Annotated in this window: 10 protein-coding genes; 4 read left to right on the top strand and 6 right to left on the bottom strand. The window is 36.2% G+C overall.

Going from position 1 to position 12,038, the window contains the following annotated elements; genetic code table 11:
- Nucleotides 1-47: 47 nt before the first annotated feature.
- On the bottom strand, nt 48-734 hold the full coding sequence (locus tag GMA17_RS04700) for an ABC transporter ATP-binding protein (protein WP_248399646.1): 687 nt from the start codon (nt 732-734) through the stop codon (nt 48-50).
- A 27-nt stretch (nt 735-761) separates the two neighbouring features.
- Between GMA17_RS04700 and GMA17_RS04695 the strand changes: the two genes are divergently transcribed.
- Nucleotides 762-1,508, top strand: coding sequence for an arylesterase (locus GMA17_RS04695; protein ID WP_248399644.1), 747 nt, complete (start codon nt 762-764; stop codon nt 1,506-1,508).
- 362 nt (nt 1,509-1,870) lie between these two features.
- Here GMA17_RS04695 and GMA17_RS04690 read toward each other — a convergent pair whose 3' ends face one another.
- From GMA17_RS04690 to GMA17_RS04680, 3 genes are all read right to left on the bottom strand, one after another.
- Nucleotides 1,871-3,211: a DEAD/DEAH box helicase gene (locus tag GMA17_RS04690; protein ID WP_248399642.1), complete on the bottom strand. Its 1,341-nt coding sequence runs from the start codon at nt 3,209-3,211 to the stop codon at nt 1,871-1,873.
- Nucleotides 3,212-3,271: 60 nt separating this feature from the next.
- Nucleotides 3,272-4,279, bottom strand: a complete 1,008-nt coding sequence (locus GMA17_RS04685) for an LLM class flavin-dependent oxidoreductase (RefSeq protein WP_248399640.1) — start codon at nt 4,277-4,279, stop codon at nt 3,272-3,274.
- A 177-nt stretch (nt 4,280-4,456) separates the two neighbouring features.
- Nucleotides 4,457-5,647: an MFS transporter gene (locus GMA17_RS04680; RefSeq protein WP_248399638.1), complete on the bottom strand. Its 1,191-nt coding sequence runs from the start codon at nt 5,645-5,647 to the stop codon at nt 4,457-4,459.
- A 272-nt stretch (nt 5,648-5,919) separates the two neighbouring features.
- On the opposite strand from GMA17_RS04680, the gene xdhC reads away from it, so the two are divergent.
- The 3 genes from xdhC to GMA17_RS04665 are packed head-to-tail and all read left to right on the top strand — an operon-like array spanning nt 5,920 to nt 8,230.
- Nucleotides 5,920-6,702 (top strand): xanthine dehydrogenase accessory protein XdhC, encoded by a 783-nt coding sequence (gene xdhC / locus GMA17_RS04675; protein ID WP_248399636.1) that lies wholly within the window; start codon nt 5,920-5,922, stop codon nt 6,700-6,702.
- 29 nt (nt 6,703-6,731) lie between these two features.
- On the top strand, nt 6,732-7,739 hold the full coding sequence (locus GMA17_RS04670) for a hypothetical protein (protein WP_248399634.1): 1,008 nt from the start codon (nt 6,732-6,734) through the stop codon (nt 7,737-7,739).
- Nucleotides 7,736-8,230 carry a nucleoside-triphosphatase gene (locus GMA17_RS04665; protein WP_248399632.1) on the top strand — a complete coding sequence of 165 codons (495 nt, stop codon included), beginning with the start codon at nt 7,736-7,738 and terminating at the stop codon, nt 8,228-8,230. The genes GMA17_RS04670 and GMA17_RS04665 overlap by 4 nt, the downstream gene beginning before the upstream one ends.
- Here GMA17_RS04665 and GMA17_RS04660 read toward each other — a convergent pair.
- Both GMA17_RS04660 and GMA17_RS04655 read right to left on the bottom strand, forming a co-directional pair.
- Complete coding sequence (locus GMA17_RS04660) at nt 8,221-10,545, bottom strand: xanthine dehydrogenase molybdopterin binding subunit (protein WP_248399630.1); 2,325 nt, start codon at nt 10,543-10,545, stop codon at nt 8,221-8,223. The genes GMA17_RS04665 and GMA17_RS04660 overlap by 10 nt on opposite strands.
- Nucleotides 10,538-11,950: an FAD binding domain-containing protein gene (locus GMA17_RS04655; protein ID WP_248399628.1), complete on the bottom strand. Its 1,413-nt coding sequence runs from the start codon at nt 11,948-11,950 to the stop codon at nt 10,538-10,540. The genes GMA17_RS04660 and GMA17_RS04655 overlap by 8 nt, the downstream gene beginning before the upstream one ends.
- Nucleotides 11,951-12,038: the final 88 nt, after the last annotated feature.

Genomic DNA, 12,038 nt, shown 5'->3' with positions numbered 1-12,038 from the left:
AAAAAGCCATGCTACTTGTAATTTTGAGTTAAATTTGGAGTTATTCACTATGCCGTAGTCAATTGATTGGTTACTATTTTTCCACCTTTAAGGCGTAGAATTTGTTGGGTTCGATTGGCTAATTCCAAGTCATGCGAAATTATGACCAAAGTCGTTCCGTTTTCTTTGTTTAAATCCAGCAACAACTGAATGACTTTTTCTCCCGTTTCGTCATCTAAATTCCCCGTAGGTTCATCAGCAAACAAAATAGAAGGTGAATTTGCAAAAGCGCGCGCCAAAGCGACACGTTGCTGTTCGCCTCCAGACAATTGTGACGGGTAATGATGAACACGATCTCCTAAACCTACTTTTTCCAATAAAGTCATACTTTTTGTAGTTGCTTCTTTTGATCCTTGCAACTCCAAAGGTACGCTCACGTTTTCAAGAGCTGTAAGTGTTGGTAGTAATTGGAAATTCTGAAAAATAAATCCAACCTCCTTATTTCGTAATTGGGCGCGTTCATCTTCATTTAGGCTACTTAAATCCTGCCCACATAATTCCACAGTTCCAGCATTTGGTTGGTCTAAACCAGCACAAATGCCAAGCAAAGTGGTTTTTCCACTTCCTGAAGGTCCAACGATTGAAAAGGTTTGTCCTTTTTCAACTTCAAAAGAGATATCATGTAAGACCGTTAATTGTTTGTTACCACTGGTATATGTCTTTTCTAAACCAGTAATCTTTAATATCTTTGACATATAAATTTTTAATTAAAATAGCGACTCATGTCCAATGCCCAAAATACTCAATTGAATTCAGTTCTGCCAACCTCAAGCCCTTATAAACTCATAAAGTTTTGTTATTTTATTTTGGCGCTTTTGGTGGTTTCCTGTGGTGACGCTAAAACTGGAAACACGCCTAAAATGCAACAAACGGTTGAACAATCCGAAACCACACCAGAACCTAAAAGTACCACTAAAACCATTTTGTGTTTTGGTGATAGTATTACGGCAGGTTACGGTTTAGATGATGTAAATGATGGATACACAGCTGTTTTACAACAACGTATTGACTCTTTAAATTTAGATTATACCGTCATTAATTCTGGTGTAAGTGGTGAAACCACCGCAGGTGGAAGAGGCCGAATTGATTGGGTAATTAAACAAAAGCCCTCTATTTTTCTATTAGAATTAGGTGCAAATGATGGGTTACGAGGGGTGGCTCTGACCGAAACGAAATCTAATTTACAAGCCATTATAGATGTGGTTAAAGCACAAAGTCCAGAAACCACTATTATTTTGGCTGGCATGCAGTTACCGCCCAATATGGGACAAGACTATACCACGGAATTTAAACAGCTTTTTATTGATGTTGCTGAACAAAATAACATTGCCTTTATTCCTTTTATTTTGAAAGATGTTGGTGGTATTGCTTCTCTCAATCAGAATGATGGGATTCACCCAAATGTGGAGGGTCATAAGATTGTTGCGAATACCGTTTGGGAAACGTTGGAGCCCCTAATTGTCAATTAGATAAATACTTATCATTAAGCTTCCCTAATCTTTTATTCTTTTTTTCATTGAGAAAAAAAGAAACAAAAAAGTCTAGGCTTACGAATCTATATCTAAATTTATCATTCGACACCTAAATTTTAGGAACTCGCATTAAAAACATTCCTCGGTTCAAAAATTTTTCTTGCTCAAACAGCCTAAAATTTCACGGTGTTTATATTTCAGATTTTACGATAAATTTTCGGTAGGCCGATTTTGCATTTATATAAACATTGTTATATTATCTATGTTTTAAAATATCAAAAAATGGAATATTTGAGTTGAAAAAATAAGTTAAATAGTGTATTGTAAATTATATTTTGAATAGCTATACAAGCAAATAACTATTTCTTTTTCGACTTTTTTGGTGTTTCTACTTTCATATTTTCGGCACCCGATTCCGATAAATAATTTGCCAATATTTTATCGACCAATTCCTCTTTGGTTAGATGATGAAAGATGGTTTTGATCTTGGCTTTAAAATCTTCAGATACCTCCCGATTCGGTTTGGTTTTAAAAATTTTCTTTGCCCAAATTAATCCGTTATTTTCTTCAATACTTTGGGCGTCTGCTTTTTTAAATTCATGAAAAGTGATCCCTAATTCATTTTCGAACTCTGGAATGTCTTCTATTTCATCTTTTTGTATCACACTTAATGAAAGTCCTGTGGCTCCTGCCCTAGCCGTTCGTCCACTTCTATGCACATAAGCATCATAGGTGTCTGGTAAATGATAATTTACCACATAAGCTACTTCTTTCACGTCAATACCACGAGCAGCCAAATCGGTTGCCACTAAAATATCAATATGGCCTTCTCTAAATTGACCCATAATCCGGTCGCGAATTCCCTGGGTTAAACTCCCATGAATAGCCCCAGATGAAAATTTATTAATGGCTAGTTTTTTGGCCAGTTTATTTACAGCAGCTTTGGTTTTGCAAAATATAATTCCGCGTTCGCCTTCTTTTGAATTCAAAAAATGTAGTAAAACTTCCAGTTTTTCAATGGGTTCCACCACCACATATTGATGATCGATTCCTTGATGACCAACCGTTGCCATATCAGCTTCTATATGCACCACTTTTTTGGACATATAATTTTGAACCAATTGCTTGATGGTTCCTGGCATGGTTGCTGTAAACAATAAGGTTCTTCTTGTTTTTGGAATGTCTTTTATAATAGTGTCTACTTCGTCTTTTAATGCACTCACCATTTCATCCGCTTCGTCTAACACCAAATAGGAAACGTTTTTAATGGAAATAGCACCACGTTTGATTAAATCAACCAAACGACCGGGTGTTGCCACCACAATATGTGTTGGTGTTTGTAAACGTTCTATTTGTGGTTTTATAGGAATACCACCAAAAACGGAAGCCATAGAAATATCTGGACTGTTTGCCGCAAAGGATTCTAAATTCGCAAAAATTTGTTGCCCTAATTCGCGTGTTGGGGCTAATATTAATGCTTGAACCGTGTCGTTTTTCGTATCTATTAACTGTAGTAATGGCAAGCCAAAAGCCGCTGTTTTACCAGTTCCAGTTTTTGCCAAAACAACCACATCATCCTTCTGATTGAGAATTATAGGAATCGCCTTTTTTTGTATATCCGTAGGTTCGGAAATTTTTAAAGCAAGTAAACTCTTTTGCAATTGAATATTTAATCCTAAATCTGAAAACTGTTTTAACATGACTCTATTTTTGGGCAAAGATAATCACACTTTTATAAGGATTAGCTTCTATTGACATTCTTATTCGTTTAATTCCTTCATAATTTCCGCAAACAACTCATATGAGCGGATTCTGTCTTTCCCATCATAAATATTGGTCACAGCTATCAGTTCGTCTGCTTGGGTTTTTTCCATAAATTCTTTCACTTGCGCTTTGACAGTCGCTTTACTCCCAATAAAAGAATATTTCAACATTTGATGGATTTGCGGATGCTGTAATATCTCTTCATATTCAGCAGTCATGTCTGTTGGTGGCGGCACAAAATCGCGTTTCCCTGTAAATATACCCAAAATCATACGGATTAATGAAGTTGAAAGGCGCTGTGCTTCTTCATCTGTATCGGCTACAATAATATTAACACCTGCCATAACATATGGTTTTTGTAATGTTTTGGATGGTTGAAACTCCTTTCTGTAAATTTCAATGGCATCCCACAAATGGGTTGTTGCAAAATGACTAGCAAATGCATAAGGCAAACCTTTTTTGGCTGCTAAATGAGCGCTATCTGTACTAGAACCTAAAATATAAAGTGGTACATCTACACCTTCGGCGACTGTAGCGCGAACTTTAGATTTTGAATTTTCAGAAGAAAAGTATTGTTCCAATTTCTCTAATTCAACTGGAAATGAATGCGCTGCTTGCATAAAATCGGAACGGATGGCTTGTGCTGTTTCCCTATCGGTTCCTGGCGCTCTTCCTAAACCTAAATCAATACGGTTTGGATACAGAGACCCTAAAGTTCCAAATTGTTCGGCGATAATTAATGGGGAATGATTGGGTAGCATAATGCCTCCAGAACCTATACGAAGGGTTTTGGTTCCTTGAGCCACGTAACCAATTAATACAGCTGTTGCACTACTTCCAATATTAGGCGCATTGTGGTGTTCTGCTAACCAATAGCGTGTATAGCCAAAGGTTTCTGCGTTTTGAGCTAGTTCTAAGGCGTTATTATAGGTTTGTTTGAGTGTATGATTTTTAGATACTAATGCGAGGTCTAAAATTGAATATGCTGTTTGTTTTGTTTTCATAGGAAATAAATTCGTTATGCGGGTTTCAACTAGAAAACATCAAATAACATACCACCAATAATTAACGTCTTTATGGCACGTTTTTATGATATTATTTGTTGCTTTTGACTGATTTATGAACTATTTATGACGTAGAGGCAAATTTCATCTCTAAAAAATCTAATCTGTTAGTTCCAGTTACACCTTTCTGTCCTTTCCAACGTCAATACCCATTACCAATTTAATGATTGAAATTAACACCAGTAATAGTAACGCATAACTCCACATATCTGTTATATCATAAATAACACCCACAATAAACGGACCTGTTGCTGCGATAAAATAGCCAATTGATTGCACAATTCCAGACAATTCAGCAGCTGTTTCGGCATCATCTGAGCGCAACACAATTAATAGCAAGGCCAAACCAAAAGTGCCACCTAAAACCATACCAATAAGACCAACCCAGATTTCTGTTAAACCAACTTCTGGAAACAGAAGCCCAATTATTGCAATGACTTCAACAATAATTAAAGATACAATAACCAAGCGTTGATCTTTTCGTGAACCGGCCCAAATAGGAATAAAAATAGCACCAATAATTCCTGTAGCTTGAGATAAAGAAAGCATCCAACCGGCATAAGAAGCATCATAACCACGATCCATAAGTATGGCGGGTAACCAGGCTAAAATAACATAAAAGGCAAAGGACTGCAGCCCCATATACAAAGCCAATTTCCAAACCAACTTGGAACCACTTAATTTCTTCATGGCCTCTTTAAAACTTCGGTTGGGAACTGTTCGATTAATCCGTTTCAAGTTAGGCACCCAAATGATTACTGCTATAATTGCTAAACCGGCCCAAACGCCCAAGGAGCCTCGCCAGCCTAAATTCATTTCCATAGCTAATGGCACACTTAAACCGGCTGCAAAAGCAGCACCTAGTGACATGATTCCAGAGTATAAGCTGGTAACTAATCCGGCTTTATGCGGAAAATTTCTTTTTATCATGGCAGGAATTAACACATTTCCAAAAGCAATGGCAATTCCTAAAAAAACAGTTCCCAAATACAATTCGAAAACACCGCCAATGGAGCGAATTATAATTCCAACAGCCAATAAAATTAATGAGCCGAGTAGTGTATTACCAATTCCATAACGCTTTGTAAATAAGGGCGTAATAGTAGAAACAACACCAAAAGCAATTAATGGTAACGTAGTGAGTAAGCCTAGTAAGGTTTCAGAAAGTCCAACATCTTGTCTAATCATATCGATTAATGGTCCAATGCTTGAAAGTGCAGGCCTTAAATTTACGGCAATGAATAAAATTCCCACGAGTAACCATATTCGTGAGGCTTTATTCAATCCGTTTTCGTCTAGTTTTCCCATAGTTTTTAAAATGCAGTCACTTGCTTTCGAAATCTCGAAAATATTGTTATCAGTCGCCATGAAATGACCTACGGATAACAAAGGGCAAAAGTAGTCCTTTGTTCTGAAACGTGGCAAATTAGTTAGCTTAATGTTTTGTGAAAGGTTGCTTATAAAAAACATCATAATCTTGAGTAGTAATCATAAAAAAAACAGGTTTACAACAAGCCGATCTTGCTACTGTAGAATTTACACTAAAAAAGTCTTACTTTTAAAGTCTCATTTAATGAGCTATGACTAATTGGATTGAACTATTATCAGAATTTAAAAAAAAGCAACAACCTGTTGCTTTTGTTACTGTAACCAAGTGTTACGGGTCAACGCCTTGTGTGGTAGGTTCCAGAATGATTATAACTAACAACCAAGAACTGTATGGAACAATTGGTGGTGGCAAATTGGAGTTTTTGGCTACCAAAGAAGCCATGACCGCACTCAATGAAAATAGAATTATAGAATCCAGCTATACTTTAGGACCCGAGTTTGAACAATGCTGTGGCGGAAAAGTTGAATTTATGATAGAACCTATGAACCAATCACCCAACTTATTTTTGTTTGGCGCAGGCCATATTGGTGTTGAGATTGCCAAATTACTAATTGGCACGCCATTTAACGTTACGCTAATCGATTCACGAACCGATTGGTTTTCTAATTTGGAATTAGATTCACGCATTTCAACATGCCAGGTATCTGAAACGGATTTCAAAACGTTTGCTGATGCGGTAATGTGGGGAGAAAATTGTTATGTTTTAGTGCTCACTCATAATCACGCCATTGATTTTGACATTATAAGTATGGCTTTATTAAAAGACACCAAGTTTTTGGGATTGATTGGCAGTAAAACCAAAAAGGTCCGCTTTAACAACATGCTTATTAAAGACATGAATATTCCGGATGGTATGACCCATGTCGTTTGTCCTATTGGATTAGATATTGGAGGCGATACACCAAAAGAAATTGCTATAAGTGTGGTTGCTCAACTGCTTCAAGTGCACTATAAGTTAAAGCAAAAATCTTAAAGAGATTCCTACTTTCGCAGGAGGTACACATGAAAAACAACAAACTCATTATAAACAGACTAACTGCACTTTGGGCTTTAAACGAATCTGGTTTAGGTGGTTTTTTACATGTATTCAATTCGCCATTTACAGGATTGATTGTTGGTGGAATCGCTATTTTATTAATTAGTTTGATTGCCTTCTATGCCGAAAATAAATGGCAATCCATTTTAAAAGCTTTAATTATTGTATTAATTATAAAAATGGCGGTTAGTCCCTACTCCCCTTTTACAGCCTATATATCCGTAAGTTTTCAAGCGGTTCTAGCAGCTTTCTTATTTTCCAATTTCTCATGGCATAGTTTTTCGTTGATTGTTTTAGGCGCGGTTACCTTCTTGCAGTCGGCACTGCAAAAACTATTAACCTTGACTATAATTTATGGTACCGAATTTTGGGAAGCCATAAACATCTATGGGTCATGGATTCAGAACAAAATAAATCTTCTTACCGAAACATCTACGACATCGGTTTTGATTGGATTATATTTGTTTATTTATGGTGTTTGTGGCTTACTGGCTGGACTTTTTATCAATCGTATGATTGGAATTATTGCAACCAAAGCAAACACCGATTTTTATTTAGAACCAGTAACTCTAACTGCAAATACTAACACCCCAAAACGCAATTATTCATCAAAAATCATTTGGGTTTGGCTCATAACCATTGCTATTATTGTTTTAGCTTTCACCTTTTTTGGCGGTACTTTATTTGGCTGGCAAAAAGCGATTTATATTATCCTACGTAGTTTCTTTATTTTAATGATTTGGTATCTAGTTTTAGGGCCTTTTCTTTTGAAGTTCATTCGAAAGTACCTTAAACATAAGGAGTCCAAGTATCAAGAAGATATCAGCAATGCAATGGATTTGTTTCCATATTTCCGACAAATTATGGCCTATACATGGAAAGAAACCAAGCATTTAAAAGGTTATGCGCGATTTGAGTATTTTATGGCGAATAGTATTTCTAATTGCATCCATTTTAAAATTCCTACCGAATGATTTACATCTTAACAGGTGCCATTAGATCAGGTAAAACAACCACGCTTTTCAATTGGTGTAAAAACCGACAAGATGTAGATGGTTTGCTATGTCCCGATAATTCGGTTGGCAAACGGTTTTTTTTAAAGATACCATCTGAAGTAGAAGTTGCACTTGAAGTTGGAACTGATGTTGAAACTGAAAAAATTATTCAAATTGGAAGCTTTCGGTTTTTAAAATCTGCCTTTGATAAAGCTAATAATTATTTATTGTCAATAGCTTCTAATAACCCTAATACCTACATCATTATTGATGAAATTGGAAAATTAGAATTGAAAAATGATGGGTTGCATGAATCGGCTGAACAATTGATTTCAAAATTTCAATTGGATGAGAAACACCATGTAATTCTAGTGGTTCGCGATTATTTATTAGATGCTGTTTTGGAACATTATGCTATTTCTGAATATTCGGTTATCAAAAATGAAGATTTGAAAAGAGATTATTTTTGATAAAGACTCATCAAAACTTTTTCTGGTGTCATAGGTGCATGAAACTTTAAATTATAATTCGGATTAAAGGCTTTAATTGCATTTTGAAGTGCAAAATAAGCACCAATACCATACATTAAAGGGGGTTCACCAACGGCTTTCGATTTTAAAATAGCGTGCTCATGACCTTCAGTTTCCAAAGGAATGGTTTCAACAATTTTAGGCACCGAAAATAAATCTGGAATTTTATAAGTTGATAAGGCATTAGAAAGTAATTTTCCATCTTCATTATACGCAATTTCTTCCATCGTCATCCAACCAATACCTTGAATTAAAGCACCTTCAACTTGACCTAAATCAATCCCTTCACTCATACTTTTTCCGTAATCGTGAACCATTTTCACGCTATCAAATTCATAAGTTCCACGTGTGCAATCTACTGTAGTGGTAATAATAGCTGTTCCATATACATGGTAGGCAAACGGATGGCCTTTTTCCTTGGTTTTATCAAAGTGAATTTCCGGTGTGGCATAATGGGCATTTTCCGTTAAAGCTACACGTTTTAACATGGCTTTACTAATGAGTTCTGTCCAAGATAATTCGGATTTTTTGTCATTTATATGAATAAATTCGTATCGCAATGATATATCATCAACTTTACTATTCAATTCTTCAGACGCTACTAACCTTAAACGCTCCAAAAGAGCATGACATGCCATTTGTGTAGCTTTTCCATTTAAATCTGCAGTAGAGCTAGCAGCTGATGGCGAGGTATTGGCAACTCGGGTTGTATTGGTCGTTTCTATCTTGATTTTTTCAATAGGAATGGAAAATATATCAGCGGCAATTTGCATCATCTTCGTATTAACACCTTGTCCCATTTCTACAGCGGCCGTGCTGATACCAACACTTCCATCCAAATAAATATGAACCAAAGCACGCGCATGATTCATTGGAGTATTTGTAAAGGAAATACCAAAAGTTATTGGCATAAAAGCGATGCCTTTTTTAAAGTCAGAATTCAATTTATTAAAATCAGCCACCTCCTGCTCCAATGCGTCACTATTAAATACTAATTTTGCCGAATTCCATGAATTTTTCGCTTCTACTTGTTTGGCAATTTGTCCATAAGAAAACGTATCATTTTCATCCAATAAATTCGCTTCTTGAATTTGTCTTGAACTCACGCCAATTTCATGAGCCGCTTTTGCAATAGCAGATTCAATGACGAACATACCCTGTGGTCCACCAAAACCTCGAAACGCGGTGTTTGGTGGCAAATTGGTTTTGCAACTTAAAACGGTTGTACTTACATTAGGTACATAATAACTATTTGTGGCGTGAAATAAAGTTCGTTCTGCTATGGCTGGCGACAAATCGGCTGCAGCACCAGAATTTTGAAGAAACTCCGCTTGGTAAGCTAAAATTTTCAAGTCTTTAGATAAACCTATTTTATAAGTACTTTCATACGGATGGCGTTTACCTGTCATGCGTAAATCATCATGACGATTCAAAACCAATTTAACCGATTGATTTAAATAATACGCGGCTAAAGCTGCCATAACAGCCCAAGGTGTTGCTTGGTCTTCTTTACCACCAAAACCACCACCAAGTCTGGTAACATCAATTTCAATTTTATTCATGGCAATACCTAAAACGCGCGCTGTTGTGGCTTGCACAGCCGTTGGTCCTTGGGTGGACGATGTGATTTTTATGTTCCCATTCTCCAATGGTTCAGCATAGGCACCTTGTGTTTCAATATATAAATGCTCCTGTCCGTTTGAAAAAGTTTCGCCTTCAAACACATACTCACAATTGGCAAATGCTTTTTCCGTGTCTCCTAAACTAAAAGAACGTGGTGCGTTGATAAAACTACCTTTGGCTTTGGCTTCTTTGGCCGTTGTAATCACTGGTAATTCTTCAATTTCAATGGCAATTAATTGTCTGGCTTGGCGTGCAATAAATTCGGTTTCTGCCACAATAAGAGCAATTGGCATACCCCAAAAATGGACTTCATCTTCTGCAAAAAGTGGTTCATCTGCAATGATTCCCCCAATTTCATTAATACCAGGAATATCTTTATAGGTAAAAATACGTTCAACACCTTCCAAGGCTTCTGCTTTAGAATAATCGATACTTATAATTTTTCCATGTGCTTTTGGTGAATCAAAAACAACAGCATGGAAGGTACCTTGTCTGATATTGACATCGTCCACATAGAGTGATTCGCCACGAACATGCGTGTACGAATCTCTATTTTTAACGCTGTTTTTTAATGATTTTGTAACGGCATCAAGTTTAGAATCTAAATTGGTATGTGATTTGTTTTTATGCATGTTGAACAAAATCGTTTAAAGTGAATTGTTTTGGAAATAACGTGGTAAAATGTGCGAAAAATAATTGTCTTGCCAATAGTCGTTTATAATCACTAGTGCCACGAACATCACTAATTGGTGAGATTTCAGATTGAAGAATTTCGTTAGCCTGCATTATGATTTCAACAGTCAAATCTTTTCTCCTTAAAAATTTAGAGGTCTCGTGCAAATATTTTGGGATAGCGGAAACGCCACCAATGGATACATGAACTTCTGAAATATGATCGTCATTTACTGCAATATGAATAGCCGAATTAACGCTTGCAATATCTAAATGTGTACGTTTGCAAACTTTTTCAAAATTAAAATAGGACTGATTTGACGGTATATTGAAACGGATTTCCTTTAGTAATTCCCCATCGTTTAAGTCAAATTTCTTATAATCTTGGTAGAAATTTTTAAGTGCAAGGGTTCGTTCATTTTCATGTTCGTCAATAATAGTAAGCTCACTATTTAACGCTAAAAAGAAAATGGTCATATCGCCAATTGGCGACGCGTTTACTAGGTTTCCACCGAAGGAAGCCATATTTCTAATTTGTTCTGAAGACACCAACTTCAGGTGTTTTCGTAAGTTGGGTAGCAAACTGTTTAGTTCCGTATGATTCCATAAATCGGTAACCGTTGCATTGGTTCCAATTGTGCAGATAGCATCATTAATTGAAATTCCTTTTAAATAACCTTTTTCAGCAATTAAGTGTACATCGTTATCCGCCAAATCATCGGCTTGTTGCACGTATAAATCAGTTCCTCCAGAAACAAATTTTCCTTTGGGCTGATTTAATTCCTTTGCTTTAATATCTAGTAAACGTTGTGGAATGCTTTTAAAGTATTCTGGAATAAAGCCATGATCAATCAACCAACCAAAAGAATGAACTTCTTGATTTTCTAATTTTTCAACCACTTGAAGTGCTGCTTTCTCTATGGCTTTGTAACCTGTACATCTACAGATGTTTCCGCTAATAGCATCTAAAGCATTACTATAGTTTTTTTCCGAATTTGATAATGCAAAACCTGTTAGCGAAACGACAAAACCTGGTGTGCAAAAACCACATTGCGTGGCGTAATTTGCTTTCATGGCTTCTTGAGACGTAGTTAATTTGTCTTTTAGATTAGTACCTTCAACCGTTACAATATGTTTACCATGGGCATTTCCTAATGGTGAAATACAGGATGTAATAGTTTGGTATTCCATAACACCACGCTCATTTAGAGTGCCGACTAAAACGGTGCATGCACCACAATCGCCTTCACGACATCCTATTTTGGTGCCAGTGAGTCGTTGTTGGTAACGAACAAAATCCAATAACGTCATTCCCGCATGTTCTGGCGTTTTAATGGTTTTGTTATTTAGTATGAAGGTGATCATGTTTTAGTTTCAATTTGTTTTAGAAAGTTCTATCGATTGGAGAATTGCTTCTTAACTATATCGTCACTTCGAGTGAAATTTCAATTTA

It is taken from the genome of Bizionia sp. M204 (assembly GCF_023205095.1).
GTDB classification, from domain to species: domain Bacteria; phylum Bacteroidota; class Bacteroidia; order Flavobacteriales; family Flavobacteriaceae; genus Algorimicrobium; species Algorimicrobium hallyeonense.
The sequence above is the reverse complement of the archived record's forward strand: the minus strand, read 5'-3'. Positions and strand labels throughout refer to the sequence as shown.